Source organism: Pseudomonas sp. FP2254 (assembly GCF_030687695.1).
Classification (GTDB): domain Bacteria; phylum Pseudomonadota; class Gammaproteobacteria; order Pseudomonadales; family Pseudomonadaceae; genus Aquipseudomonas; species Aquipseudomonas quebecensis.
Genome location: NZ_CP117444.1, coordinates 5,564,858 through 5,590,114, shown reverse-complemented (window position 1 = coordinate 5,590,114; position 25,257 = coordinate 5,564,858). Strand labels below are relative to the sequence as shown.

Here is a 25,257-nt window from a genome sequence, read left to right as displayed (position 1 = left end):
GTCTGTCTGTTGAGCGCTCATTCTCACGATCACGGTCATCACCACGGCCATCATCACCACCATCATCATGACGAGGAGCACGCCGGCGGCCCGTTCCCTTGGCGGCGTATGGGCTGGGCCGTGTTGCTGGTGCTGTTTGCGCTGGCGGCGGCGAGCCTGGTGCAGGTGCGTTCCGGCGAGGCCACGGTGATCACCCGGTTCGGCAACCCGTCGCGGGTGTTGCTGGAACCGGGCCTGGGCTGGCGCTGGCCGGCGCCGTTCGAAGCAGCGATCCCGGTAGACCTGCGCCTGCGCACCACTTCCAGCGGTTTGCAGGATGTGGGCACGCGCGACGGCCTGCGCATCATCGTGCAGGCCTACGTGGCCTGGCAGGTGCAGGGCGACGCCGAGCATGTGCAGCGCTTTATGCGCGCGGTGCAGAACCAGCCGGATGAGGCGGCGCGACAGATTCGTACGTTTGTCGGCTCGGCGCTGGAAACCACCGCCGCCAGCTTCGACCTGTCCAGCCTGGTCAATACCGACGCCGGCCAGGTGCGTATCGCCGACTTCGAGGCGCAGTTGCGTCAGCAGATCGATCAACAATTGCTCGCCACTTACGGCGTGCGCGTCGCGCAGGTCGGGGTCGAACGGCTGACCTTGCCGTCGGTGACCCTTACCGCCACCGTCGACCGCATGCGCGCCGAGCGGGAAACCATCGCCACCGAACGCACCGCCGTCGGCAAGCGCGAAGCGGCGCAGATCCGTTCGGCCGCCGAGCGTGACGCGCGGATCGTGCAGGCGGACGCCACGGTCAAGGCCGCCGATATCGAAGCGCAGTCGCGGGTCGAGGCGGCGCAGATTTACGGACGCGCCTACGCCAGCAATCCGCAGCTGTATAACCTGCTGCGCTCGCTTGACACCCTGGGCACGGTAGTCACGCCAGGCACCAAGATCATCCTGCGCACCGACGCAGCGCCGTTTCGCGCGCTGGTGGACGGGCCCAAGGATGTTCAACCATGATCGAGCGTGACAGCCCGGACAGCCCCTGGATCCAGGCCGGGCGCTTGACCTTCATGGCGCTGTACGCGGTGACGGTGCTGGCGGCGTTGGCGTGGGCGTTTTCCAATGTGCGCCAGATCGACCCGCAGAACCGCGCCGTGGTATTGCACTTCGGCGCGCTGGACCGCGTCCAGAATGCCGGGCTGTTGCTGGCCTGGCCGCAGCCGTTCGAGCAGGTGGTGTTGCTGCCGGCGGCGGACCGTGTGCTCGAGCGCCGGGTGGAAGGCCTGCTGCGCTCGGACGCGGCGATCCAGGCCGACCGGGTGGCCAGTTTCGCCACGCCGCTCAGCGACGCCCTGGCCGGTTCCGGGTACCTGCTGACCGGTGATGCCGGCGTGGTGCAACTGGATGTGCGGGTGTTCTACAAAGTCACCGAGCCCTATGCCTTTGTGCTGCAGGGCGACCATGTGCTGCCGGCGCTGGATCGCCTGGTGACCCGCAGCGCGGTGGCACTGACGGCGGCGCGAGACCTGGACACGATCCTGGTGGCCCGCCCGGAACTGATCGGCAGCGACAACGGCGGCGCCGAACGCCGCGAGCGCCTGCGCGGCGACTTGGTGCAAGGCATCAATAAACGCTTGGCCGAGTTGACCGCCAGCGGGCTGGGCCTGGGCATCGAAGCCACCCGTGTGGATGTGCAATCGAGCCTGCCGGGGCCGGCGGTGAATGCGTTCAATGCGGTGCTCACTGCCAGTCAGCAGGCTGATAAAGCCGTGGCCAACGCGCGAACCGAGGCTGAAAAACTCACCCAGGCCGCCACCCAGCAGGCCGACCGGCTGGTGCAAGTGGCGCACGCCCAAGCCAGCGAACGCCTGGCCAATGCCCAGGCGCAGACCGCTACGGTGACCAGCCTGGCGCAGGTGAAAGACCCGGGCCTGCTGTTGCGCCTGTACCGCGAGCGTTTGCCGAAGGTGCTCGGCCAGGCCGGGTCCGTGACCACGGTGGACCCCAAAGACGACGCCCGCTTGATCATTCAGGGAGCCGAACAATGAGCGCAGCGATGCTGACCTCCGCCGAGCAGCGCAGCGCAGCCTGGCAGTTGACCCTGGCGATGCTGGCCCTGGGCTTGTTGGTACTGGGGCTGGTGTGGCGCTGGCTGGCGCCGGACCAGAGTGGTGTGAGCCAACTGCTGCTGGGCGTCGCCTCGCTGCTGGTGGCGGTGCCGGTGATGCGTTCGGCCTGGTACAGCCTGCGTTTTCCCAGCCTGCATGGCATCACCGACCAACTGATCGCCCTGGCCATGCTCGGCGCCTGGGCCACCGGCGACCTGCTGACCGCTGCGTTGCTGCCGATCATCATGATCTTCGGCCATGTGCTGGAGGAGCGCAGTGTGATCGGCTCTCAGGAAGCGATCCATGCCCTGGGCAAACTGACCCGCAGCCACGCGCGCCTTGTGCAGGCCGACGGCAGCGTTCAGGAAGTGGACAACGGCACACTGAACACCGGCGATATCGTCGAAGTGCGCGCCGGTGACCGGGTACCGGCCGATGGCGTGGTGCTGTCGGGCCAGGCCAGCCTGGACACGGCGCCGATCACTGGTGAATCGGTACCGCTGGAGGCCAGCGCCGGTGTGCAGGTGTTCGGCGGGGCGATCAATCTAGATGGCTTGTTGCGTATTGAAGTGACGCGTACCGGTAGTGAGTCGACCTTGGGCAAAGTCATTGCATTGATGCAGAACGCGGAGCGCTCCAAGCCGCCGATCACGCGGCTGCTGGAGCGCTATGCGGGCAGTTACATGGTGCTGGTGCTGCTGTTGGCGGCCGTTACCTGGTTTGTGACCAACGACGCCCAGGCGATGCTCGCCGTGCTGGTGGCGGCGTGCCCGTGCGCGTTGGTGTTGTCGGCGCCGGCCACGGCGATTGCCGGCATTGCCGTGGCGGCGCGCCATGGGATTTTGATTCGCAGCTCGGCATTTCTAGAGGAGTTGGCGGACCTGACGTCCCTGGTGGTCGACAAGACCGGCACCCTGACCTTTGGCACCCTGCGCCTGCAATCCATCGAAACCACTGCGCCTGATCGGCAAGTGTTGCTGAATTTGGCAGCCAGCCTGGGCTCGGCCAGCAGCCACCCGGTCAGCCGGGCGTTGGCGGGGTTGGCGACGCAGGAACAGATGTGGGTGTTGACCGACATCCGCGAACGCCAGGGCCTTGGGGTAGTGGCACAGACCGAGGAGGGCGAAGCGGCCTTGGGGCGCCCTGAGTTGTTCGAGCAATTGGGCATCGTGACCAGTGCCGTGCCGACCCATGACGGGCCGATCGCCGGGCTGGCGCTGAACGGGCAATTCCTCGCCTGGCTGCTACTGGCCGACAGCATCAACCGGAGGCCCGCCAGGCCCTGCAAGAGCTGCGCGAGCTGGGCCTTGGGCGTCAATTGCTGCTCACCGGCGACCGCCAGAGTGTCGCTGACAGCCTGGCGCTGGAAGTGGGCATCAGCGATGTCGCCGCCCAGGCGCTGCCGGAGGACAAGCTCAACCGCGTGCTGGCCGAGATCGATAGCGGCTTCCGGCCGATGGTGGTGGGTGATGGCATCAACGACAGCCTGGCACTCAAGGCCGGCGTGGTCGGCGTGGCCATGGGCGCAGGCGGGGCGGATATCGCACTGGCCTCGGCGGACGTGGTACTGATCGGCAGCGATCTGCGTCGCTTGGGCACCTGTGTGCGCTTGAGTCGCCAGTGCCGGCAGACGCTGCAGGTCAATGTGATCATCGGCCTGGGCTGGACGCTGGCCATCGTCGCGTTCGCGGCCTTCGGCTGGTTGGGCGCAGCGGGGGCAATGATTGCGGCGCTGTTGCATAACCTCAGCACATTATTGGTACTGGGCAATGCCGGGCGCTTGCTGCGGTTTCAGGAGCCGTTGCTGAAACCGGAAGAATAAATTTTCAGGAAAAAATGCGAGCGGCTGTAACGCCGATGGGGAGCCTCACTCTAGTGGCGTGTCAGGACCGAGCACTCCGCCCGGCCGACGCCACGACTGAACAATGAGGATGACCCCATGAATATCAAACAAGCCGTTTCCGGTGCTGCCCTGGCTATCGCTGCCGCTTCCCTGTTTGCCGGTGTTGCCACCCAGGCACAAGCGGCTGACGCGCCGGTTCATTGCTACGGCGTCACTGCCTGCAAAGGCATGAACGACTGCAAGACTGCGGAAAACGCCTGCAAGGGCCAGGCTGTCTGCAAGGGCCACGGTTTCAAGACCATGACCAAGGCTGAATGCGATAAGGCTGGCGGCAAAGTCGGCGAATAAGCGCAAGCCGGGTGTTACCGCAGCGTGTTTTGCGACCGCTGCGGACACTTTTCCTGGAGTCCACGATGGCCACCTCGCTTCCTTTCCTGGGCTACGGCCTGGGGTTACGCAACGAATATTACGAACAGATCCTTGAGCAATCGCCTGCGGTGGATTGGTTCGAAGTGATTTCCGAAAATTACCTGGTCCAGGGCGGCAAAGCCTTGTATTACCTGGACGCGATTGCCGAGCGCTACCCAGTAGTGATGCACGGCGTATCGCTGTCGATCGGCGGGCCTCATGCCCTCGATCTCGATTACCTGAAGCAGATTAAACAGCTCGCCGAGCGCATCCAGCCGGCGTGGGTGTCCGATCACCTGTGCTGGAGCCGCGGCGACGCGCACCAGTTGCATGACCTGCTGCCTTTACCCTACACCGAAGAAAGCCTTTACCACGTGGCTGGCCGCGTTCGTCAGGTGCAGGACATTCTGCAACGGCCGCTGGTGCTGGAAAATGTCTCCAGTTACGTGCGCGCCCGGTCGGACGAGTTCACCGAATGGGAATTCCTCAACGCCCTGGCCCATTTGTCGGGGTGCCAGTTATTGCTGGACGTGAACAACGTTTACGTCAGTGCGCGTAATCATGGTTTCGACGCCTGGACCTTCATCCGCAACCTGCCGCCGCAGAGCATTCGCCAACTGCATTTGGCCGGGCACCTGGACTATGGCGACTATGTGGTCGATACCCATGATCATCCGGTGTGCGACCCCGTGTGGGCGCTGTATCAACAGACGCTGGAACACATCGGGCCGGTATCGACGTTACTGGAACGCGATGACCGTTTCCCACCCTTTCATGAGTTGCTCGACGAGTTGGATAAGGCCCGTGAGCTGGGAGCATCGGCCCTGGCCAGGAGAGCCCTATGCGCCTGATCGATTGGCAGTTGGCGTTCGAGCAGCACCTGCTGGCTGATAACCCGGCGCTTGAGCCTGGGTTTGCCGCCACGTTGCGCGGCGGGCCGACCCTGGATGTGGATACGGGCCTGGCGATTTATCACAACGCCTACCGTGCTCGGTTGCAGGAAGTGCTGCGGCATGACTTCAGCGCCATTCGTTACTGGCTGGGGGATGACGAATTCGCCGCACTGGCCGACGCCTATGTGCGCCGCTACCCGTCCGCGCATTACAGCCTGCGTTGGCTCGGCGCGCGGTTCGCCGCGTTTATCCTGGAGCACCTGGTGCCGCAGCACAGCGCGCCACTGGCCGAACTGGCGCGGTTGGAGTGGGCCTTTACCCTGGCGTTCGATGCGCCTGAGGGCGAACCGCTGAGCCTCGCGGAGTTGGCCGGGCTGGCGCCTGAGGCTTGGTCTGGCTTGCGCGTGGAGCTGGTTCCGTCTGTGCAACAGCTGTTGTGCCATTTCAACTCGGTGGCAATCTGGCGCGCCAGCAAGGACGAGACGACTTTCCCCGGCAGCCAGGCCATGGACCCTGCGCAGATTTGCCTGGTCTGGCGCCACGAACAGGTATGCCGCTATCGCAGCCTGGATGTTGCGCAAGCCTGCGCCCTGGCCGGCATGGTGACGACCGGTTGGTGCTTTGGCGAACTGTGCGCCGAACTGGAAGTCACTTATGCAGAGGGTGCCCCGCTGCAGGCTGTTACGTGGCTGAAACAGTGGGTCCAGGAAGGGTTGCTGCAGCGTCGAGACCCATAGTCGTGCTCGATGGAATCGATAGCCTCCTACTCGTCTTGGGATGGTCTACCCTCACAGCAGACGTCTGAAACAAGGGGGGACTACTCATGCTCGCGCAACTTCCACCGGCCTTACAGAATCTTCAGCTGCCGCTGCGTCTTCGACTCTGGGATGGCCATGAATTCAACTTGGGCCCCGAGCCCAGCGTCACCATCGTGGTCAAGGACCCCACGGTCGTGCCTCAGCTTTCCCATCCCACGCTCGACACCTTGGGCGAAGCCTTTGTGGTGGGCAAATTGGAGCTTGAGGGCTCCATCACCGAAGTGATCCGGGTGTGCGACGAGTTAAGTCACGCGCTGGTGGATGACGACGAAGGCAGTCGTCCGGTGCGCTCGATTCACGACAAGGCCACGGACGCGGCGGCCATTTCCTACCATTACGACCTGTCCAATGCCTTCTACCAGCTGTGGCTGGATCAGGACATGGCGTACTCCTGCGGTTATTTCGAAACCGGCAGCGAATCCATCGACCAGGCCCAGCAGGACAAATTCCGCCACCTGTGCCGCAAGCTGCGGTTACAGCCGGGCGAGTACCTGCTGGATGTCGGTTGCGGCTGGGGCGGACTGGCGCGTTACGCGGCGCGGGAGTTCGGGGTCAAGGTGTTCGGCATTACGTTGAGCAAGGAGCAACTGCAACTGGCCAGGGAGCGGGTCGAGGCCGAGGGCCTGCAGGATCAGATCGACCTGCAACTGCTCGACTACCGCGACCTGCCCCAGGATGGCCGCTTCGACAAAGTGGTCAGCGTAGGCATGTTCGAACACGTCGGCCACGCCAACCTGGCGCAGTACTGCAAGACCTTGTTCGGTGCTGTGCGCGAAGGTGGCCTGGTGATGAACCACGGCATCACGGCCAAACATACCGACGGCCGCCCGGTTGGGCGTGGTGCGGGTGAGTTTATCGAGCGCTACGTGTTTCCCAATGGCGAACTGCCGCACCTGGCAATGATGACCGCCGAGCTCAGTGAAGTGGGGCTGGAGGTGGTCGACGTTGAAAGCCTGCGCCTGCATTACGCGCGCACGCTGGACCACTGGAGCGAGCGCCTTGAAGACAACCTGGATGCGGCGTCCAGGATGGTGCCGGAGCAGGCATTGCGCATCTGGCGGCTGTACCTGGCGGGCTGTGCCTATGCGTTCGCGCGGGGCTGGATCAACCTGCACCAGATCCTGGCGGTCAAACCTCATGCCGACGGCAGCCATGAACTGCCGTGGACGCGGGAAGATATCTACCGCTGAACCAGGGGGCAGATGTGGGAGGGGGCGAGCCCCTCCCACAGTTTTTCTACCGTGTTGGCTGTTAGAGAATCGGTGAGATCAAGCGCGCAATGCGCATCCCCAAGTGTTGCAACCGGCGGGTTTCGAGGCTTTCTTCCTGGCTGACCTCATGGGCTTGGGCGAAGTCGTTGAGCAACATGTGCTCCACCTGCTGGGCGAAGGCTTCGTCGACCGTCAGCAGCATCACTTCAAAATTCAGGCGGAACGAACGGTTGTCCATGTTCGCACTGCCGATGGCGCTGATTTCGCCGTCCACCAGCACCACTTTCTGATGCAGAAAGCCGGGGGTGTAGCGGAACACTCGCACGCCGGCGCGCACGGCTTCGATCGCGTACAGGCTGGAGGCGGCGTAGACGATGCGATGGTCGGGGCGCGATGGCAGCAGCAGGCGCACATCGACGCCGCGCAACACCGCCAGACGCAGGGCAGCGAACACCGCTTCATCGGGAATGAAATACGGGCTGGTGATCCACACGCGTTCGGCGGCGGCGTGAATCGCTTCGACGAAGAACAGCGAGCAGGTTTCATACGCGTCGGCCGGCCCGCTGGCCAGCAGCTGACAAAGCACGCCGTCTTCGGGGTAGGCGTCCGGCAGGATCAGCGGCGGCAGTTCCCGTGCAGCCCAGAACCAGTCTTCGGCAAATGACTCCTGCAGGCACGCCACTACCGGACCGGTCACTTGCACATGGGTGTCGCGCCACGGTGCCAGCGGCGGCTTCTTGCCCAGGTATTCGTCCCCCACGTTGTGCCCACCGACAAACCCCGTGATGCCGTCCACCACCACGATCTTGCGATGGTTACGGAAGTTGACCTGGAAGCGGTTGAGCCAACCGCTGCGGGTGGCGAAGGCTTTGATCTGTACACCCGCGTCACGCAGTGATTGCACGTAGTGATGGGGCAGGCCGTGACTGCCGATGCGGTCGTACAGCACGTGAATGGCCACGCCCTGTGCGGCTTTCTCCTTCAATAGCGCGTGTAATTGCCGGCCGAGTTCGTCGTCATGAATGATGAAAAACTGGAACAGCACGGCCGTTCTGGCGGTGCGAATGGCTTCGAAGATCGCGCTGAAGGTGGCCTCGCCATTGACCAGCAACTGCACTTGGTTGTTGGCCAGGCACGGCATGCGGCCCAGCTTGGGCATGGCGCGCAACGAGGCGTAGGCACTGGAGTGGCGTGCGGCCAGGGCCTCTTCGACCCACGGGCGCCAATTGAGCGCGGCGATGGCGCTGTGCATTTCCTGGTTGGCCTGGCGGCGCGCCTGGATATACGCATCGAAGGTGCTGCGGCCGAAAATCAGGTAAGGGATCAGGGTCAGGTACGGCATAAACATCAGTGACAAGGCCCAGGCGATGGAGCCTTGGGCGGTCCGCACGGTCAGCACCGCATGGATCGCGGCGAGGGTGCCGAAGAAGTGCAGGGTGGCGATAAAGTACGCCAGCAGGTGCGGGCCAAAAAAATCCATGGACGACGTTACTCCAGGCAATCCAGTGCCTAACAGACCATGTTCGGTCACGAATGTCGCTATTTTATTTGCCGTGCAACACTGGCTGTTTTGCGGCGTCTAACGCTCCACCTTTACCCAGGAGTTACCCGATGAATGCTCGTCTGCTGTGTATGACCATGGTTGTTGGTTTGTCGTTGCCCCTGGCGGCGCAGGCCCAGATGCTGGCGCCGGGCTTGTGGGAAGTGACCACCAGCAATATGAAAGTCGATAACCAGGAGTTGCCGGACCTGTCGCTGATCCTCGGCCAGCTCAAGCAACAGATGACCCCGGAGCAGCGCGCCATGCTGGAAAAACAGGGCATTACCATGGCCGGTAAAGGCGTGCAGGTATGCCTGACCCCGGCGCAGGTGGCGTCCGATTCGATCCCCTTGACCGACCCGCAGTCGGGCTGCCGCCAGGAAGTGACCGACAAGACCGGCAACCAGTGGAAATTCCGCTTCAGTTGCCCGAAGGCCCAGGGCACGGGCGTGGCGACTTTCCAGAGCCAGAAAGAATTCACCACCACCGTCAACGGCACCTTCAACGCCACGGGCGTGCAGCAGAAGGGCAGTCTGGACAGTCATGCCCAGTGGCTGGGCAACAACTGCGGTACCGTCAAGCCGCGCGCCTGAAGGGGCTTGCGGATCATGGCTTGCCCAACGTGTCGCACAGGGTGTTGAGGTTGTATTCGAACAGACCGATAAAGGTACTGGCCGGGCCTTCGGCGGCGAGGGCGTCGGAGTACAGCGTCCCGCCGATCTGCGCGCCGCTTTCGTCGGCGATCTGCTTGAGCAGACGCGCGTCCTTGATGTTCTCCATAAACACCGCTTTGACCTTGTCCTTGCGAATCTGCGTAATCAGCGCGGCGACTTCGGCTGCCGAAGGCTCCCGCTCGGTGGACAAACCTTGGGGGGCGAGGAACTGAATGCCATAGGCCTGGCCCAGGTAACCGAAGGCATCATGGGAAGTGACGATGCGGCGATTGCCCGGCGGCAGGGCGCCGAACCTGGTTTTGGCTTCGGCCAGCAGGCGGTAGATTTGTTTCAGATAGGCTTGGCTGTTGCGCTGGTAATCGGCTTGGTTTGCCGGGTCGGCCGCTATCAGGGCCTTGGTGATGTTGTTCACATAGATTTCGGCGTTGGCCAGGTTGTGCCAGGCGTGCGGGTCGGGGATGGTTTCGCCGTCCTCTTCCATGGTGTGAGAGATCACGCCTTTGCTGGCGGTGACCACGGTGGCCCGGGTTTCGGTACTCGCCACCAGGCGGTCCAGCCACGGCTCGAAGCCCAGGCCGTTCTTGATGATCAGCCTGGCTTTAAGCAGCGCCTTGGCATCGTCCGGGGTGGGCTCGTAGGTATGGGCATCGGCATCGGGGCCGACCATGTTGCTGATCTGGATGTGGTCGCCACCGATCTGGTGGGTGATGTCATCGAGAATACTGAAACTGGTGACGACTTGGAGTTTGTCGGCGGCCTGGGCCATCGACAGCGGTAGCAACAAACTGAACAGCACGAGTAGAGCGCGCATCGGCAAACACCTCATTGGGATGACAGCAAGGGCGGGCGGCGCAGCAAACCGTGCACCGGACCGAAGACCACAGACAACAAGTACCCGGCACCCGCCACCAGCACGATTGCAGGGCCGCTGGGCAGCGAGTAGTAGAACGACAGCAATAAGCCAAGCCACACCGACAGGCATCCCAGCACTGCCGATACCGCGATCAACACCGGCAGGCGTCGGCTCCAGAACCGTGACGCGATGGCCGGCAGCATCATCAACCCCACCACCATCAGCGCGCCGATGGCTTGGAAACCGATCACCAGGTTCAGCACCACCAGGGTCAAAAACAGCCCATGAGCCAAGGGACCGAGGCGGCTGACGGTTTGCAGGAACAATGGGTCGAGGGTGTCCAGCAGCAGCGGTTTGTAGATCAGCGCCATGGCGATCAGGCTGAACCCGGACACCCACAACATACCGGTGAGGGTGGTTTCATCCACGGCCAGGGCGGAGCCGAACAGCAGGTGCAACAGGTCCAGGCGTTTACCGGCGATGCCGAGGATCAGCACCCCGGCGGCGAGGGAAATGGGGTAGATGGCGGCGAGGCTGGCGTCCTCGCGCAGGCCAGTGCGGCGGGTGATCCACGCCGACAGCCCGGCCATGCCCAGGCCGGCACCGAGCCCGCCGAGGGTCAGCGCCGGCAGGCTCAAACCGGCGAACCAGAACCCCAGGGCGGCGCCGGGCAGGATGCCGTGGGCCACGGCGTCGCCGATCAGGCTCATGCGCCGCAGAATCAGGAATACGCCCAGCGGCGCGGTGCTGCACGCCAGCACCAGCCCGCCAATCAGTGCGCGGCGCATAAACACGAAGTCGAGGAAGGGCATCCACAAGTGGGCGGCGAAGTGCATCAAGCCACCTGCATCTGGGGCTGGGGTCGGATGAGCTCTTTGCTCGGGCCCAACAAGCAGCCGGTGCTTTTGATCTGCAACACGTTTTGAGTGTGATGGCGCACGGATGCCAGGTCATGGCAGACCACCACCAAGGTGCGGCCCGACGCGTGCCAGGCGTGGATGTGTTTCCAGCACAGCGCCTGGCCCTCTTCATCAAGAGCGGCGTGGGGTTCGTCGAGCAGCAGCACCGGCGACTCCGACAAGCTCATGCGGGCCAACAACGCGCGCTGCAACTGGCCGCCGGACAAGGCCATTAACGGGCGCTGTTCCAGGCCGCTGAGGCACCAGTCTTCAAGCACGGCTTGCAGGCGCTGGCTGCGCCGTTGCGGGCTGAGTTGCACGCCCCAGAAACCGGCGGCGACCAGTTCCTGCAGGCTGATGGGAAACTGGCGGTCCAGGTGCTGTTGCTGCGGTAGGAACGCCAGGCCTCCGCGTCGTGGTGCCTCCACGCTGACTTTACCGGCCAGCGGCCTTTGCAGGCCGGCAATCACCTTGAGCAGGCTGCTTTTGCCGGTGCCATTGGCACCGATCACGCCGGTGAGGCTGCCTTTTTCCAGGTTGAAATCTACAGGTGGCGTCAGCGGTTGGCCGGGAGCGCCCCAGCGTAAAGCGGTGCAGGTGATCATGCAGAGTGTCTCGTCCAGCGGCTTTCAGCCACGGCATCGTGCGCGTGCAGGCTTTCGGCGTGGATCACTTTGAGGTGAAAGGCGTTGATTGCGTCCGAGCGTTTCAAGGCGAGGTTTACGCGGCGAGCGGCGTCTTCGCAGAACATCAGGTTCTGACCGTTGGCGAGGGCGAAGGCTTGCTCGTCGGCGCGTTTCACTGCGGTTTGCACGGCAGTGCCGAGGGCGGCTTCAACCGTGTTGATCAGCTCCAGCAGCGGCAGCTGTTCACCTTGCAGGTGCACGTGTAACTGCGCGCTACTGCGCTGGCTATGGGGCGTGGCGACAATGCCGTTGGCGCTGCCTAGCCATGTCAGCACCTCTGCATGCTGCAAGGACCTGTTGGCGAAGTCATCTACAAATTGCTGTTGAATCAACTGCCTGGCGAGCGCAGCCGAGCAAGGGCAGGTTGAGGAGTACGCCACGTCAATTTTTAGTTCCACGTGGAACATCTGGTTTTTCAGCTGCGCTTCAATGCTGACGGGATAGCTCTTCCAACCCGCCAATGGGCTGACCAACGCCGGGCGTTTGAGCAGCAGATCGGCGTTGAGGCGCAGATAAGCGTTCTTAGATAAACCTTCATGACTGTCGAGAAAACGCTGCAGTACAGTGCGCAGAAGTGCAGGCGTAAGCGGCTGCTGGTCAAGCATCTCCAAAGCCAGATACAGACGTGACATATGGATGCCGCGTGCGGTGCCATCGTCCAGGCTGACGCCGGCGTCGGCTGTGGCGCTCAGGCGCTGGTTATCAAGAAGGATGGGCAGGGCAATGCCGCACATGCCGACCCAGTCGAGTGGCAAGGCTTGGCGTGAAGCCTGCGCGGCAATGTCCGGCAGAGTCAGCGCGTTCATAAGCGGGTCCATCGTTGGAAATAATTAGACATGTTATAGTATAACAATCTCATCGACGATGAAATTTGTACGCCAGCCTTTGTTCAGCCATGTCGAGCAGGGACGCTCCTCTATTCGCGGTACTTGTCATGCACAGACGTCAGCTTCTCAACCTGCTCCTGGCCAGCCCACTTTTCGTCCTGCCGTTCACGGTCCACGCCACGCAGATCCGCAACGCGCGCTTGTGGCGTTCAGACGACAAGCTACGGCTGGTGTTCGACCTCAGCGGCCCGGTGCAGTACAAGACCTTCTCGCTGACCGCGCCGGAGCGTTTGATCATCGACCTGAGCGGCGCCGGGCTCAGTGGGGACTTCTCGCAGTTGGCGCTGCAAAACAGCGGCATCACCTCGATTCGCTCAGGGCATTTCGGCCGGAACGACACACGCATCGTGCTGGACCTGGCGGCGCCCATGCAGCTCAACAGTTTTGTACTGCCGCCCCAGGACGGCCAAGGGCACCGTCTGGTGCTGGACCTGACCCGCGCCACCCAGGCGCCCCGTCAAATCGCGGCTGAACCGGCGCCCTGGGTGGCGCCGGTGGACAAAGCCCATCCCAAGCGCGACATCATCGTAGTGGTCGACCCCGGCCACGGCGGCAAGGACCCCGGCGCCATCGGCTCCAAGGGTCAGCGCGAAAAAGACGTGGTTTTGTCCATCGCCCAACAGCTGGCCAAGCGCTTGAAGCGCGAAAAGGGCTTTGACGTGAAGCTGGTGCGCAACGACGACTTCTTCGTGCCGCTGCGCAAGCGCGTAGATATCGCCCGTCGACACAAAGCGGATATGTTCATCTCGGTGCATGCCGATGCTGCGCCACGGCTGACTGCGTCAGGCGCTTCGGTGTACGCGTTGTCCGAAGGCGGCGCCACCTCCGCCACGGCGCGGTTTATGGCCCAGCGTGAAAACGGCGCGGACCTGCTGGGCGCCACCACGCTGCTCAATCTCAAGGACAAGGACCCGATGCTGGCCGGGGTGATTCTCGATATGTCGATGAACGCCACCATCGCTTCCAGCCTGCAATTGGGCAGTTCGGTACTGGGCAGCCTGCAGAGCATCACGTCGCTGCATCAGAAACGCGTGGAACAGGCTGGGTTCGCAGTGCTCAAGTCTCCAGACGTACCGTCGATCCTGGTAGAGACCGGCTTTATTTCCAACGCTCAGGACGCGCAACGATTGGTGAACGCACGTCATCAGCAGGCTGTGGCTGACGGGCTATTCGAGGGCCTGAAAAATTACTTCCAGAAGAACCCGCCGATAAACAGTTATATGGCCTGGATGCAGGAACAGAAAAACGCCCGCGTCTAGCAACCCGTGAGGCGGCTGCAGGTAAAAGTAGCGCCGGCGCCGCCGGAGCTGGAAAACCGATTGACCGTCGTCCAACCCACCCGGCGTGTGTAACCGACCCACGCCTCACCGTCCGACGCCAGCCCGGTAAAGAACGTCAGTTGCCCGTAGCGGCTGTTGGTCTGCGCCCAGTAGCGCTTCCCGATCACCTCGAAGCCGCGCAGATATGTGGTACTGCCGGCCGTTGCCACGCTGTAGGCGTTGCCCAACGGGTCTACGCAGGCGAGCAGGTTGGCGCTGCGTGTGCAATTGGCCAGCAAGGTCGGCGCTTGGGCATTGGCCTGGCTCGCGAAGATCAGCAGGAGGCCGCAGAGCAAGTAGTTCATAAGGAATCTCGATATCGGCAGACGCCAGCATTGCTGTCTTCATCAGGACGAGCAAGAGGGTTGGCTTATTTGTGTTGTTATACTATAACATTAACAACAGCCCGATTCGAACGGGCGCCCTGATGAGAATGACCTGATGCCCAATCGTCTCCCCGTTACCGTGCTGTCCGGCTTTCTCGGCGCCGGTAAAAGTACGCTGCTTAACTACGTCCTGCGCAATCGCGACAACTTGCGTGTGGCAGTGATCGTCAACGACATGAGCGAAATCAACATCGACGGCAGCGAAGTGCAGCGCGACGTCACGCTCAACCGCGCCGAAGAAAAACTGGTGGAGATGAGCAACGGCTGCATTTGTTGCACCTTGCGTGAAGATTTGCTCGAGGAGGTCACCAAACTCGCCAGGGACGGGCGCTTCGATTACCTGCTGATCGAATCCACGGGTATTTCCGAGCCGCTGCCGGTGGCCGAAACCTTCACTTTTCGCGATGAAAACCAGCAAAGCCTGGCCGATATCGCGCGGCTGGACACCATGGTCACCGTGGTCGACGGCATCAACTTCCTGCTCGACTACCAGGCCGCCGAAAGCCTGGCCTCGCGCGGTGAGACGCTGGGTGACGAGGACGAACGTTCGATCACCGACCTGCTGATTGAGCAGGTCGAATTCGCCGACGTGATCCTGATCAGCAAGATCGACCTGATCAGCCGGCACGAGCGCGAGGAACTGATGGCGATCCTTGAACGCCTCAACGCTCAGGCCAGGATCATCCCGATGGTGATGGGTGAGGTGCCGCTGGAGCAGATCCTCAATACCGGGCGCTTCGACTTCGAACGCGCCGCCCAGGCACCCGGCTGGTTGCAGCAATTGCGCGGCGAGCATGTACCGGAAACCCAAGAGTACGGCATCGCGTCCACCGCTTATCGTGCGCGGCGCCCGTTTCATCCGCAGCGTTTCTACGACTTTATCGATCGCCCGTGGGTCAACGGGAAATTGCTGCGTTCCAAGGGCTTTTTCTGGCTGGCCAGCAAACACCAGGATGCAGGCAGCTGGTCCCAGGCCGGTGGCTTGATGCGCCATGGCTTCGCCGGGCGCTGGTGGCATTTCGTGCCGAAAAATCAATGGCCGCAGGACGAGCAAAGCGTTGCGGCAATCATGGGCAATTGGCAGCCGGGCAGCGGCGATTGCCGTCAGGAACTGGTGTTTATCGGGCAGCACATCGACTTTGCCCGACTGCGCGCCGAGTTGGATGCGTGCTTGCTCACCGATGACGAAATGGCCCTGGGTGTCGAGGGATGGCGCTTGCTGGCCGACCCTTTTGGCCCCTGGTATGAGGAGGTCGCCGCCTGATGCTGTCTGCATTGACGCCCTTGCGCCCATTGATTCGCCAGACTCGCGGCGAAACCCCGTTGGCACTGTCCGACATCCTTGAAGACGGGGTGAACCTGGCCCTGTGGCAGCGCCAATTGCCGCTGCATATCGCCGAATTCGGCGCCTTGCTGGTGGCGCTCAACGAGCCCGTGGCCGATTCGTTGGTGGTGGAACTCGGCAGTGAGGAGGCGGTGCCGAACTTGCAGGGGCTGGCGGCCAATTGCCGTGATCTTGAAGGCTACGAAGGGTTCATCGCCGATGTGTCATGGCTGGTCAGCGCCTTTGCCTGCCTGCTCGGTGCCCAACGCATCGGGGTGCGCCTGCGGTTGTTGGATAAAGCCATGTGCCCAAGGTTTCACGTCGACCATGTACCGGTGCGGCTGATCACTACCTATGCGGGGATTGGCAGCCAATGGTTGCGTGAAGGCGTCATGGACCGCCGCCGATTGGGTCAACCCGCCGCCGAGCCCACCGCGCGCATTGAGCAGATCCACTGCGGCGAGGTGGCCCTGCTCAAAGGCAGCAAGTGGCACGGTAACGAAGGTCACGGCCTGATTCATCGCTCGCCCGCATTGAAGGCCGGTGAGCGCCGCTTGATTCTGACGCTGGATTGGCTGGCATAAGCGCGTAGGATCAAGCGATCTCCATGGCCTGAATGAAGCCTTCCATGCTGCAGAACATTCCCACTCACGTGATAGCCGGGCCATTGGGCGCCGGCAAGACCAGCCTGATCAAGCACCTGCTTGCCCAACGCCCGCCAGGCGAGCGCTGGGCTGTGTTGATCAACGAATTCGGCCAGATCGGTCTGGACGCCGCGCTGCTGAGCCAGGATGACGACGGCATTGCCCTGGGCGAGGTCGCCGGTGGTTGTTTGTGCTGTGTGAACGGTGCGCCGTTCCAGGTAGGCCTGGGCCGTCTGTTACGTAAGGCCCAGCCGCATCGTTTGTTTATCGAACCGTCGGGGCTGGGCCATCCGGCGCAGGTGCTCAAGCAGTTGCGTGAGCCACCTTGGCAGGGCGTGCTGACGGTGCAACCCTGCGTGTTGGTCCTGGATGCCCAGGCTTTGGCGGCGGGCAGACCCCTGCCCGCGGCGCAACAGGAAGCGCTGGCCGGTGCCGGGCTGCTGGTGTTGAACAAGGATGAAGGTCTGGACGCGGCGCAGCGCCAGGCGGTTGAAGCGCGGCTACCCGATTGCCCGCGTTACTGGACCCACCAGGCGCGTCTGCCATTGGCTCGGCTACCGGGGTTGGATCAGCACGCGGGTGTGGCTGTGGATAACGTTGACCAACCCCAGGGCTTGGCCCAACTGCCGGCGATCTGGCGCGATCCCACCGTGCCGATCTGTTTGAGCCAGGCCCAGGAGGGCAACTGGAGTGTGGGGTGGCGTTGGCATCCGAGCCAGCAATTCGACACTCAACGCGTGGCGGCGTGGCTGGCAGACCTCGTCTGGCGGCGCGCCAAGCTGGTTATCCACAGCCGTGACGGTTGGGTCAGCGCCAATGCGTTGGATAACAGCGCGCTTGCGTGGCAGGCCAGTGAATGGCGCCGTGATTCTCGTCTGGAATTGATCTTCAGCACGCCACAGGACGTGGCGGCATTGCAGGCCGGATTGGCGGCCTGCCGTTACTGACGGTTCTTGGTGCTGTGGTCCTGGCGCCACTGGCTCAGCTCAATGATCTCGGCGCTGGGCAAGGGGGTCTTGATCTCGAACGGGTAGGGCGCCAGTTCGATCTGCGCGCTATGGGCGCCGAACTGGGTGATGGTGCCGGGGTGGCGGGTCTCGCCGGTCACGGTGAACTCGAAATTGTAGACCCGCGCCAAGCGCCGCCGCCCATTGGCATCCTTTACAAAACCGATACGTTTGAGCGCCACCGCGCCGTCCAGCAGCTCGACGTCGAGCTTGGCGCAATGCTGCTTGACCCGCTCCAGCGCGCGCTCGCGCAAGCCGTGGTTGTGCCACACCCAGGCGGCACCGGTCGCCAGCAGCATCAACACGAACATGTTTCCCAGGGTCAGCATGCGATGAACTCCAACAAAGTGAGAGCAGCTTAACTGCGTCGCCGGTCTGTCGTACAGGCTGCGTTTAGTCGCATACTGCGCGGCCAGAATCCAAATGGCTTTACGGAAACCCCCTGCATGAAACGCACCCCTCATCTGCTTGCGATCCAGTCTCATGTGGTCTTTGGCCACGCCGGAAACAGCGCCGCCGTGTTCCCCATGCAGCGGGTCGGGGTGAACGTCTGGCCGCTCAACACGGTGCAGTTCTCCAACCACACCCAGTATGGACAGTGGACGGGAGAAGTGTTGGCGCCGCAGCAAATTCCTGCGTTGGTGGAAGGCATTGCGGCCATCGGTGAACTGGGTAACTGTGATGCCATTTTGTCCGGTTACCTGGGCAGCGCGGACCAGGGGCGGGCGATTCTCAGCGGCGTGGCGCGCATCAAGGCGATCAACCCCAAGGCTCTTTACCTGTGCGACCCGGTGATGGGGCACCCGGAAAAAGGCTGCATCGTGCCTCAGGAAGTCAGCGATTTTCTGCTCGACGAAGCTGCCGCGATGGCCGACTTCCTGTGCCCCAACCAGTTGGAACTGGACAGCTTCGCCGGTCGCAAGCCGCGCTCGCTGTTCGATTGCCTCGCCATGGCCAAGGCGTTGCTGGCGCGTGGGCCCAAGGCCGTATTGGTCAAGCATTTGGATTACCCGGGCAAGCTGCCGGATGGTTTCGAGATGCTGTTGGTGACCGCCGACGCCAGTTGGCACCTGCGCCGGCCGTTGCTGGCCTTCCCTCGTCAGCCGGTGGGGGTGGGCGACCTGACGTCGGGACTGTTCCTGGCGCGTGTGCTGTTGGGTGACAGCTTGCTGGCGGCTTTTGAATTCACCGCCGCCGCGGTGCACGAAGTGCTGCTCGAGACCCAGGCCTGCGCCAGTTATGAACTGGAACTGGTGCGCGCCCAGGACCGCATTGCCCATCCTCGCGTTCGCTTCGAAGCGACACCCATCACTCTGTAAGCACACCGGGCGCACTGTGGGAGCAAGCCCACTCCCACAGGGTGAATGGGTTTACGGCCTCGGACTTACGGTGCGTCGGCCTTGATTTCCTGATAGCGCTTTTCCAGCTCCTGGCGGATCTGCCGACGTTGCTGGGCCTGCACGAAGCGGCGCTTGCCTTCGCTGTTATGCGGTTGCAACGGCGGGACGGCAGCCGGTTTGCGCTGGTCGTCCACCGCCACCATGGTAAAGAAGCAACTGTTGGTATGCCGCACCGAGCGCTCGCGAATGTTCTCGGTCACCACTTTGATGCCCACTTCCATCGAGGTATTGCCGGTGTAGTTGACCGACGCGAGAAAGGTCACCAGCTCGCCGACATGGATCGGCTCGCGAAAAATCACCTGGTCCACCGACAACGTCACTACATAGCGCCCGGCATAACGGCTCGCGCAGGCGTAGGCCACTTCGTCGAGGTACTTGAGCAAGGTGCCGCCGTGGACATTGCCTGAGAAGTTGGCCATATCAGGGGTCATCAAGACCGTCATCGACAGCTGGGCGTTTCCGGGTTCCATAGCTCACTCACGGGTTATAGGCATTGGTGGGGAAAGCACCTCTGCGGGTGCTGAACTCTTTACTGCGCTAGCCCTAACGGGACGCCGGTGGGCGGCTTGCCGTCACGCGTGGGCCGATCTGTTTCCATATATTGCACCGGCTTTTCGCCGGAAGTCGCGGTGTTAACCTTCAAAAGCCTTTCTAAGGGCATTTCTTACGTTTTAGGTAGATTTTTCCTTCAGCCTTTTAAGGGTGCGAGCTGAAGTGGGAAAACTGCCGGTACCCTCAAGGAGCCCCTCGCCATGCACGCCATCAGCTTCATTCAGGACTTGGCTGTGATCATGTTGGTGGCAGGGGTGGTGACCGTCCTGTTTCATCGGCTCAAGCAGCCGGTGGTGCTGGGGTATATCGTCGCCGGGTTTATTATTGGCCCGCACACGCCGCCCTTCGGGCTGATCCACGACGAAGACACCATCAAGACCCTGGCCGAGCTGGGGGTGATTTTCCTGATGTTCTGCCTGGGCCTGGAGTTCAGCCTGCGCAAGCTGTTCAAGGTTGGCGCCACGGCGTTTATCGCGGCGTTCCTGGAAATCATCCTGATGATCTGGATCGGCTACGAAATCGGGCGCTGGTTCGACTGGAGCACCATGGACTCGCTGTTCCTCGGCGCGATCCTGGCCATTTCTTCCACAACCATCATCGTCAAGGCTCTTAATGACCTGAAGATGAAAGACCAGCGTTTCGCCCAGCTGATTTTCGGCGTATTGATCGTGGAAGACATCCTCGGAATCGGCATTATCGCGCTGCTGTCGAGCATTGCCGTGAGCGGCACGGTCAGCTCCGGCGAGGTGTTTTCCACGGTCGGCAAGCTCTCACTGTTCATGATTGTGGCGCTGGTGATCGGCATTCTGCTGGTGCCGCGGCTGTTGGCCTACGTGGCCAGATTTGAAAGCAACGAGATGTTGTTGATTACCGTATTGGGCCTGTGCTTCGGTTTTTGCCTGCTGGTGGTCAAGCTGGAATACAGCATGGTGTTGGGCGCGTTCCTGATCGGAGCGATCATGGCCGAGTCGCGGCAGTTGATTAAGATCGAGCGCCTGATCGAGCCGGTTCGCGACATGTTCAGTGCGATTTTCTTTGTCGCCATCGGCCTGATGATCGACCCCCAGATCCTGCTGCAATACGCCTGGCCGATCGCGGTGATCACGGTAGCCGTGGTGCTGGGCAAAATGCTCTCCTGTGGCCTGGGGGCATTTATCGCAGGCAACGATGGGCGCACTTCGCTGCGGGTGGGGATGGGACTGTCACAGATTGGCGAGTTCTCCTTCATCATTGCCGCGCTTGGGATGACGTTGCAGGTGACCAGTGACTTTCTGTATCCGGTGGCGGTGGCGGTTTCGGCGATTACAACCTTGCTTACGCCCTATCTGATTCGCGGTGCCGATCCGTTGTCATTGAAGATGGCGGCAGTGATGCCCCAGCGCATGAGCCGGGTGTTCGGTCTGTATGGCGAGTGGCTGCGCAGCATTCAGCCTCAGGGAGAGGGTGCGATGCTGGCGGCGATGATCCGCAAGATCGTCCTGCAGGTTGGGGTGAACCTGGCGCTGGTAGTGGCAATCTTCCTGGCCGGCAGCTATTTCGCCGCCCGTATCGGTGGCTATCTGGAGGGTTGGGTCAGCGATCCCAGCTGGCAGAAGGCGTTGATCTGGGGCGGCGCATTGCTGTTGTCGCTGCCGTTCCTGATCGCGGCGTACCGCAAGCTCAAAGCGCTGTCGATGCTGCTGGCGGAGATGAGCGTGACACCGGAAATGGCTGGACGGCATACCCAGCGTGTGCGGCGTGTAATCGCCGAGCTGATTCCGATTCTGTCGCTGCTGGTGATCTTTCTGCTACTGGCCGCGTTGTCGGCCAGTATTCTGCCGACCAACAAGTTGCTGGTGTTGATCGCGGTGGTCACGGCAGCGGTGGCGGCGGTGCTCTGGCGCTGGTTCATCCGCGTGCATACGCGCATGCAGGTCGCGTTGTTGGAGACGCTGGATAACCATAAGGATACGCCGGAGCACTGAAGGGCCTGTGGACTCAGCTTTCCAGCCAGACGTCCCGCGCCCAGTGCCAGACCGATTCCCAGGTTTCTTCCTGGATGAGTTCTTCTTCAGCGGACCACAGCACCACGGTGCCGTCTTCCTCGACGCAGTAGTAGTCGTCGCCGTCCTGGCAGATCGGAATCAAACTGCGATCGACACCGGCATCCCATGCATTGGCGGCCACATCCGGCAGGTAGGTGTGGGATTGTGGGTCGGTGACGGTCACCGGCTCCAGGCTGCCGTAGACCACGTCGCTGACGGTCAGCAGGAACTCGCGGAAGACAAAGGGGATGTCGATGAACAGCTGTTCTTCGATTTCCACCAGCAGGTCTTCGTCAGGCAGTTCCAGCGGAACCGGGACCGGTTCGTTGGCTTCACGCAGTTGTTCGATGATTTCTTCCACGGCCGGGATCCTCTTGCTGATGGCGCGGGTTAATAGGGGCGTTTTATACAGTAGCTCGCTATAAGTGCAACCGTGAAATAGAAAACCCCGGACAGGTCCGGGGTTTCGGTGTTGCTGGCTCAAGCGAGTACGGATCAGCCGTTCTGGCGGATACCGGCGACCAGCCATGGCTGGTTGTCGCCCTGGGCACGTTCCATGTTCCAGCTTTCGCTGAACGCTTCGCCCTGGTCGAAACGCGAGGTTTTCGACACACCGCTGAAGGTCAGGGTGGCGATGGTCTTGTCGGCGCGGTCATCCACACCGTCAAGCTGGACGCGCAGGTCGTCGATGTAGGTCGACTGGAAACCGTCGCCCAGGTCGGCGCGTTCGCGCTTGAGGAACTCCAGCAGTTGCGGGGTCACGAACTCGGCGATCTTGTCCATTTCATTGGCGTCCCAGTGTTGCTGCAGGGACTGGAAGTGGCTGCGGGCCGCTTCGATGAAACGTTCTTCGTTGAACCAGGCCGGTGCATTAATCACCGGACGGGCGGCAGGTGCGGCCGAACCACCGAAGATCGAACCCATGGCCGGCTTCTGCTCGAAGACTTCACGCTGCATTGGCGCGCCGGCCGGAGCCAGGTGCTCCTGTTGCTTGCGGCGACGAGCGGCGATGAAGCGGAAGATCACGAACGCGATGACCGCCAGGATCAGGATGTCGAAGATCTGCATGCCCTGGAAGCCGCCACCCATAAACATGGAGGCGAGCAGGCCACCGGCGGCGATACCTGCCAGTGGGCCCAACCAGCGCGAAGCGCCGCCGGCCTTGGCCGCAGCGCCAGCCGCACCGGCTGCGCCCGCAGTGGCTGCTGCACCGCCGGCACCGGCGGATGGGGCCATTTGGCTGGTCTGGTGAGTGGGCGCTGCGCCCGAGCTTTTGCCACCACCGAAGCGTTTGGCGTTGGCGTCGAGGCTCATCGTCAGGCCGATGCACAACGCCATGGCGATGCTAAGAAAACGTTTCATAAAGGGAATTCCCATTTGTGGATTGCACGCGCGCCATGTTGCACAGGTGTAATGACAGTGGCTAGCGACATAATGTTTCGGGCTTTTGCGTAGGACGAAATCCGAAGGGTCTGTAGGACTAATTACAGATATCGGCCCACCCACCACAAACCGCGCCTTGCCTGGTCCAGGTCAAATCGCTTCGAGCTTGGCGTAGCCCATCATCAGCCACTTGCTGCCCTCGGCGAAGTTCACCTGCACGCGGGCCTGGGCACCGGCGCCTTCGAAGTTGAGGATCACGCCTTCACCGAAGATCGCATGTTTGACCTGCTGGCCCAGGCTGAACGGCGTTTCCGGAATCTCGGAACCGGCGAACATGTTGCTGGAATTCTGTTGCTGACCACCGCCGAACGGGCGACTGACGCTGTTGGACAAGCGCACTTCCTGAATCAGCCCTTTCGGCACTTCGCGTACGAAGCGCGATACCTTGTTGTAGGTCTCGCTGCCGTAGAGTCGTCGGGTCTCAGCGTAAGTCATCACCAGGTTCTGCATCGCCCGAGTGATACCGACATAGGCCAGGCGGCGCTCTTCCTCAAGGCGGCCAGGTTCTTCCAGGCTCATCTTGTGCGGGAACAGGCCTTCTTCCATGCCCACCAGGAACACGTAGGGGAATTCCAGGCCCTTGGCGCTGTGCAGGGTCATCAGCTGGATGCTGTCTTCGTGCTCGTCGGCCTGAGTATCGCCGGCTTCCAGCGACGCGTGGCCGAGGAACGCGGCGAGCGGGGTCAGCTCTTCGTCTTCTTCGGTGGTCTCGAAGGCGCGGGCCGCGCTCACCAGTTCCTCAAGGTTTTCCACCCGGGCCTGGCCTTTCTCGCCTTTTTCCGCCTCGTGGTAGGCAATCAGCCCGGATTGTTCGATCACGGTCTGGGTCATCAAGTGCAGGGGCATCTGCTCGCACTTGGCCGCAAGGTTCTCGATCAGTTCGACAAACACGCCCAGCGCCCCGGCCGCTCGACCGGTCAGGCCCTTGTTGGCGATCAGCAGGCGCATGGCCTCCCACATCGACACATCGGCGTGACGCGCGTGCTCGCGGATCGCTTCAACGGTTTTCTCACCGATGCCACGAGCCGGAATATTGATCACCCGTTCCAGCGCCGCATCGTTGCCCCGGCCTTCCAGCAAGCGCAGGTAGGCCATGGCGTTCTTGATTTCCGCGCGTTCGAAGAAGCGCTGGCCGCCATAGATGCGATACGGGATGCGCTCGCGCAACAAGGCTTCTTCCAGTACCCGCGATTGGGCGTTGGAGCGGTACAGGATGGCGATGTCGCTGCGCGCCAGGCCGGTTTTCAGGGCGCTTTCGATGGTTTCCACCACATAGCGCGCCTCGTCGTGTTCGTTGAAGGCGGCGTACAGATTGATCGCTTCGCCTTCGCCGCCGTCGGTCCACAACTCTTTGCCCAGGCGCCCGGTATTGTTGGCGATCAAGGCGTTGGCGGCTTTGAGAATGCCGGCAGTGGAGCGGTAGTTCTGCTCCAGGCGAATCGTCACCGCGTCCGGGAAATCCTCGGAATACTGGTAAATGTTCTCGATTTTCGCGCCGCGCCAGCCGTAGATCGACTGGTCGTCATCGCCCACTACCATCAGGCTGTCGCCGCCCTTGGCCAACAGGCGCAACCAGGCGTATTGCACGGCGTTGGTGTCCTGGAACTCGTCCACCAGGATGTGGCGGAAGCGCTTTTGATAATGGGCCAGCAAGCCTGGGTTATCGCGCCACAGGTCGAGGGCGCGCAACAGCAGTTCGGAGAAGTCGATCACGCCGGCGCGCACGCAGGCGGCTTCGTACGCCTCATAAATGCTGCGCATGGTGGCCAGGAACAAGTCGCCGCTGGCCTGGATATGTTGCGGGCGCAGGCCTTCGTCTTTCTGGCCGTTGATGAACCACTGGGCCTGACGCGCGGGCCAACGCTGTTCGTCCAGGCCCAACTCGCGAATGACGCGCTTGACCAGGCGTTGCTGGTCGTCACTGTCGAGGATCTGGAACGTCTGGCTCAGGCCCGCTTCCTGCCAGTGCGCACGCAACAGGCGGTGTGCCAGGCCGTGGAACGTACCGACCCACATGCCGGCCGGGCTGATACCCATCAGCTGTTCGATGCGGTGGCGCATCTCGGCGGCCGCCTTGTTGGTGAAGGTCACCGACAGGATGGAATGCGGGGACGCGTTTTCGACCTGGATCAACCAGGCGATACGGTGCACCAGCACTCGGGTTTTACCGGAGCCAGCACCGGCCAGGACCAACTGACGGCCAACGGGGGCGGCTACGGCCTGGCGTTGGGCATCGTTGAGGGAATTAAGCAAAAGAGAGAGATCATCGCGCATCGGCGCATTCTATGGCTCCCAGCAGAGTGGGGCAAATGCCAATGCCGGGCGGTCAACGCAAAACGTTCGGCGCACGCCGTGC

24 protein-coding genes and 1 pseudogene are annotated in these 25,257 nt (G+C 62.3%); 14 read left to right on the top strand and 11 right to left on the bottom strand.

Going from position 1 to position 25,257, the window contains the following annotated elements; genetic code table 11:
* Positions 1 to 6 precede the first annotated feature (6 nt).
* The 7 genes and pseudogenes from hflC to cfaB all read left to right on the top strand — a co-directional run bounded on the left by hflC (position 7) and on the right by cfaB (position 7,242).
* Complete coding sequence (gene hflC / locus PSH94_RS25805) at positions 7 to 999, top strand: protease modulator HflC (protein WP_181077641.1); 993 nt, start codon at positions 7 to 9, stop codon at positions 997 to 999.
* Positions 996 to 2,030, top strand: coding sequence for a protease modulator HflK (hflK, locus tag PSH94_RS25800; protein ID WP_305436024.1), 1,035 nt, complete (start codon positions 996 to 998; stop codon positions 2,028 to 2,030). The genes hflC and hflK overlap by 4 nt, the downstream gene beginning before the upstream one ends.
* A pseudogene (locus tag PSH94_RS25795) lies at positions 2,027 to 3,912 on the top strand (cation-translocating P-type ATPase). The gene hflK and the pseudogene PSH94_RS25795 overlap by 4 nt, the downstream one beginning before the upstream one ends.
* A 117-nt stretch (positions 3,913 to 4,029) precedes the next feature.
* Positions 4,030 to 4,281, top strand: a complete 252-nt coding sequence (locus PSH94_RS25790; RefSeq protein WP_181077593.1) for a hypothetical protein — start codon at positions 4,030 to 4,032, stop codon at positions 4,279 to 4,281.
* Between the two features lie 65 nt (positions 4,282 to 4,346).
* Entirely contained in the window at positions 4,347 to 5,192 is an 846-nt protein-coding gene (locus PSH94_RS25785) for a DUF692 domain-containing protein (RefSeq protein WP_305436023.1), read from the top strand.
* Entirely contained in the window at positions 5,183 to 5,971 is a 789-nt protein-coding gene (locus PSH94_RS25780; protein ID WP_305436022.1) for a DNA-binding domain-containing protein, read from the top strand. The genes PSH94_RS25785 and PSH94_RS25780 overlap by 10 nt, the downstream gene beginning before the upstream one ends.
* Positions 5,972 to 6,057: 86 nt before the next feature.
* The gene (cfaB, locus tag PSH94_RS25775) at positions 6,058 to 7,242 is read left to right on the top strand and encodes a C17 cyclopropane fatty acid synthase CfaB (protein ID WP_181077598.1); all 1,185 of its coding nucleotides are present in this window, start codon (positions 6,058 to 6,060) and stop codon (positions 7,240 to 7,242) included.
* Positions 7,243 to 7,303: 61 nt separating this feature from the next.
* On the opposite strand, the gene cls is transcribed toward cfaB, so the two are convergent.
* Positions 7,304 to 8,743: a cardiolipin synthase gene (gene cls, locus PSH94_RS25770; protein WP_305436021.1), complete on the bottom strand. Its 1,440-nt coding sequence runs from the start codon at positions 8,741 to 8,743 to the stop codon at positions 7,304 to 7,306.
* 131 nt (positions 8,744 to 8,874) lie between these two features.
* On the opposite strand from cls, the gene PSH94_RS25765 reads away from it, so the two are divergent.
* Complete coding sequence (locus PSH94_RS25765) at positions 8,875 to 9,396, top strand: DUF3617 domain-containing protein (RefSeq protein WP_181077602.1); 522 nt, start codon at positions 8,875 to 8,877, stop codon at positions 9,394 to 9,396.
* A 13-nt stretch (positions 9,397 to 9,409) separates the two neighbouring features.
* Here the strand turns inward: PSH94_RS25765 and PSH94_RS25760 are convergent, their stop codons facing one another.
* From PSH94_RS25760 to folE2, 4 genes are read right to left on the bottom strand one after another with little or no spacing between them, the layout of a single operon-like run.
* A complete protein-coding gene (locus PSH94_RS25760; RefSeq protein WP_305436020.1) occupies positions 9,410 to 10,288 on the bottom strand; it encodes a metal ABC transporter substrate-binding protein in 879 nt (292 codons plus the stop codon).
* A gap of 11 nt (positions 10,289 to 10,299) precedes the next feature.
* Positions 10,300 to 11,166, bottom strand: coding sequence for a metal ABC transporter permease (locus tag PSH94_RS25755; RefSeq protein ID WP_169867651.1), 867 nt, complete (start codon positions 11,164 to 11,166; stop codon positions 10,300 to 10,302).
* The gene (locus PSH94_RS25750) at positions 11,166 to 11,834 is read right to left on the bottom strand and encodes a metal ABC transporter ATP-binding protein (protein WP_305436019.1); all 669 of its coding nucleotides are present in this window, start codon (positions 11,832 to 11,834) and stop codon (positions 11,166 to 11,168) included. Before PSH94_RS25750 ends, PSH94_RS25755 begins: the two co-directional genes overlap by 1 nt.
* Positions 11,831 to 12,721, bottom strand: coding sequence for a GTP cyclohydrolase FolE2 (gene folE2, locus PSH94_RS25745; protein ID WP_305436018.1), 891 nt, complete (start codon positions 12,719 to 12,721; stop codon positions 11,831 to 11,833). The genes PSH94_RS25750 and folE2 overlap by 4 nt, the downstream gene beginning before the upstream one ends.
* Before the next feature lie 128 nt (positions 12,722 to 12,849).
* On the opposite strand from folE2, the gene PSH94_RS25740 reads away from it, so the two are divergent.
* Positions 12,850 to 14,061 carry an N-acetylmuramoyl-L-alanine amidase gene (locus PSH94_RS25740; RefSeq protein WP_266245164.1) on the top strand — a complete coding sequence of 404 codons (1,212 nt, stop codon included), beginning with the start codon at positions 12,850 to 12,852 and terminating at the stop codon, positions 14,059 to 14,061.
* Here PSH94_RS25740 and PSH94_RS25735 read toward each other — a convergent pair.
* Complete coding sequence (locus tag PSH94_RS25735; RefSeq protein ID WP_181077612.1) at positions 14,058 to 14,426, bottom strand: glutamine synthetase; 369 nt, start codon at positions 14,424 to 14,426, stop codon at positions 14,058 to 14,060. The two genes, PSH94_RS25740 and PSH94_RS25735, sit on opposite strands and share 4 nt — an antisense overlap.
* A gap of 136 nt (positions 14,427 to 14,562) precedes the next feature.
* Between PSH94_RS25735 and zigA the strand changes: the two genes are divergently transcribed.
* The 3 genes from zigA to PSH94_RS25720 are packed head-to-tail and all read left to right on the top strand — an operon-like array spanning position 14,563 to position 17,422.
* Positions 14,563 to 15,771 (top strand): zinc metallochaperone GTPase ZigA, encoded by a 1,209-nt coding sequence (gene zigA, locus PSH94_RS25730; RefSeq protein WP_305436017.1) that lies wholly within the window; start codon positions 14,563 to 14,565, stop codon positions 15,769 to 15,771.
* A complete protein-coding gene (locus tag PSH94_RS25725) occupies positions 15,771 to 16,415 on the top strand; it encodes a DUF1826 domain-containing protein (RefSeq protein WP_305436016.1) in 645 nt (214 codons plus the stop codon). The genes zigA and PSH94_RS25725 overlap by 1 nt, the downstream gene beginning before the upstream one ends.
* A 44-nt stretch (positions 16,416 to 16,459) precedes the next feature.
* Positions 16,460 to 17,422: a GTP-binding protein gene (locus PSH94_RS25720; RefSeq protein WP_305436015.1), complete on the top strand. Its 963-nt coding sequence runs from the start codon at positions 16,460 to 16,462 to the stop codon at positions 17,420 to 17,422.
* Here the strand turns inward: PSH94_RS25720 and PSH94_RS25715 are convergent.
* The gene (locus PSH94_RS25715; protein ID WP_181077619.1) at positions 17,416 to 17,811 is read right to left on the bottom strand and encodes a DUF3301 domain-containing protein; all 396 of its coding nucleotides are present in this window, start codon (positions 17,809 to 17,811) and stop codon (positions 17,416 to 17,418) included. The genes PSH94_RS25720 and PSH94_RS25715 overlap by 7 nt on opposite strands.
* A gap of 117 nt (positions 17,812 to 17,928) precedes the next feature.
* On the opposite strand from PSH94_RS25715, the gene pdxY reads away from it, so the two are divergent.
* Positions 17,929 to 18,801 (top strand): pyridoxal kinase PdxY, encoded by an 873-nt coding sequence (gene pdxY / locus PSH94_RS25710; protein ID WP_181077620.1) that lies wholly within the window; start codon positions 17,929 to 17,931, stop codon positions 18,799 to 18,801.
* Between the two features lie 65 nt (positions 18,802 to 18,866).
* On the opposite strand, the gene PSH94_RS25705 is transcribed toward pdxY, so the two are convergent.
* Entirely contained in the window at positions 18,867 to 19,352 is a 486-nt protein-coding gene (locus PSH94_RS25705; protein WP_181077622.1) for an acyl-CoA thioesterase, read from the bottom strand.
* A 282-nt stretch (positions 19,353 to 19,634) separates the two neighbouring features.
* On the opposite strand from PSH94_RS25705, the gene PSH94_RS25700 reads away from it, so the two are divergent.
* Positions 19,635 to 21,398, top strand: a complete 1,764-nt coding sequence (locus tag PSH94_RS25700) for a cation:proton antiporter (RefSeq protein WP_181077624.1) — start codon at positions 19,635 to 19,637, stop codon at positions 21,396 to 21,398.
* Positions 21,399 to 21,411: 13 nt separating this feature from the next.
* Here the strand turns inward: PSH94_RS25700 and PSH94_RS25695 are convergent, their stop codons facing one another.
* The 3 genes from PSH94_RS25695 to uvrD all read right to left on the bottom strand — a co-directional run bounded on the left by PSH94_RS25695 (position 21,412) and on the right by uvrD (position 25,175).
* Positions 21,412 to 21,819, bottom strand: coding sequence for an SMI1/KNR4 family protein (locus tag PSH94_RS25695; protein WP_181077625.1), 408 nt, complete (start codon positions 21,817 to 21,819; stop codon positions 21,412 to 21,414).
* 134 nt (positions 21,820 to 21,953) lie between these two features.
* A complete protein-coding gene (locus PSH94_RS25690; RefSeq protein ID WP_034101550.1) occupies positions 21,954 to 22,820 on the bottom strand; it encodes a Tim44 domain-containing protein in 867 nt (288 codons plus the stop codon).
* A gap of 171 nt (positions 22,821 to 22,991) precedes the next feature.
* Complete coding sequence (gene uvrD, locus PSH94_RS25685) at positions 22,992 to 25,175, bottom strand: DNA helicase II (protein WP_181077627.1); 2,184 nt, start codon at positions 25,173 to 25,175, stop codon at positions 22,992 to 22,994.
* Positions 25,176 to 25,257 lie beyond the last annotated feature (82 nt).

Excerpts from the sequence above, each read along its gene's own strand:
- PSH94_RS25705 (WP_181077622.1), bottom strand. The coding sequence starts at position 19,352 with ATGGAACCCGGAAACGCCCAGCTGTCGATGACGGTCTTGATGACCCCT.
- folE2 (WP_305436018.1), bottom strand. The coding sequence starts at position 12,721 with ATGAACGCGCTGACTCTGCCGGACATTGCCGCGCAGGCTTCACGCCAA.
- cls (WP_305436021.1), bottom strand. The coding sequence starts at position 8,743 with ATGGATTTTTTTGGCCCGCACCTGCTGGCGTACTTTATCGCCACCCTG.
- PSH94_RS25765 (WP_181077602.1), top strand. The coding sequence starts at position 8,875 with ATGAATGCTCGTCTGCTGTGTATGACCATGGTTGTTGGTTTGTCGTTG.
- PSH94_RS25760 (WP_305436020.1), bottom strand. The coding sequence starts at position 10,288 with ATGCGCGCTCTACTCGTGCTGTTCAGTTTGTTGCTACCGCTGTCGATG.
- PSH94_RS25790 (WP_181077593.1), top strand. The coding sequence starts at position 4,030 with ATGAATATCAAACAAGCCGTTTCCGGTGCTGCCCTGGCTATCGCTGCC.
- PSH94_RS25750 (WP_305436019.1), bottom strand. The coding sequence starts at position 11,834 with ATGATCACCTGCACCGCTTTACGCTGGGGCGCTCCCGGCCAACCGCTG.
- zigA (WP_305436017.1), top strand. The coding sequence starts at position 14,563 with ATGCCCAATCGTCTCCCCGTTACCGTGCTGTCCGGCTTTCTCGGCGCC.
- PSH94_RS25740 (WP_266245164.1), top strand. The coding sequence starts at position 12,850 with ATGCACAGACGTCAGCTTCTCAACCTGCTCCTGGCCAGCCCACTTTTC.
- PSH94_RS25720 (WP_305436015.1), top strand. The coding sequence starts at position 16,460 with ATGCTGCAGAACATTCCCACTCACGTGATAGCCGGGCCATTGGGCGCC.
- hflK (WP_305436024.1), top strand. The coding sequence starts at position 996 with ATGATCGAGCGTGACAGCCCGGACAGCCCCTGGATCCAGGCCGGGCGC.
- PSH94_RS25735 (WP_181077612.1), bottom strand. The coding sequence starts at position 14,426 with ATGAACTACTTGCTCTGCGGCCTCCTGCTGATCTTCGCGAGCCAGGCC.
- PSH94_RS25715 (WP_181077619.1), bottom strand. The coding sequence starts at position 17,811 with ATGCTGACCCTGGGAAACATGTTCGTGTTGATGCTGCTGGCGACCGGT.
- PSH94_RS25690 (WP_034101550.1), bottom strand. The coding sequence starts at position 22,820 with ATGAAACGTTTTCTTAGCATCGCCATGGCGTTGTGCATCGGCCTGACG.
- PSH94_RS25755 (WP_169867651.1), bottom strand. The coding sequence starts at position 11,166 with ATGCACTTCGCCGCCCACTTGTGGATGCCCTTCCTCGACTTCGTGTTT.
- PSH94_RS25785 (WP_305436023.1), top strand. The coding sequence starts at position 4,347 with ATGGCCACCTCGCTTCCTTTCCTGGGCTACGGCCTGGGGTTACGCAAC.
- cfaB (WP_181077598.1), top strand. The coding sequence starts at position 6,058 with ATGCTCGCGCAACTTCCACCGGCCTTACAGAATCTTCAGCTGCCGCTG.
- uvrD (WP_181077627.1), bottom strand. The coding sequence starts at position 25,175 with ATGCGCGATGATCTCTCTCTTTTGCTTAATTCCCTCAACGATGCCCAA.
- PSH94_RS25700 (WP_181077624.1), top strand. The coding sequence starts at position 19,635 with ATGCACGCCATCAGCTTCATTCAGGACTTGGCTGTGATCATGTTGGTG.
- PSH94_RS25780 (WP_305436022.1), top strand. The coding sequence starts at position 5,183 with ATGCGCCTGATCGATTGGCAGTTGGCGTTCGAGCAGCACCTGCTGGCT.
- pdxY (WP_181077620.1), top strand. The coding sequence starts at position 17,929 with ATGAAACGCACCCCTCATCTGCTTGCGATCCAGTCTCATGTGGTCTTT.
- PSH94_RS25725 (WP_305436016.1), top strand. The coding sequence starts at position 15,771 with ATGCTGTCTGCATTGACGCCCTTGCGCCCATTGATTCGCCAGACTCGC.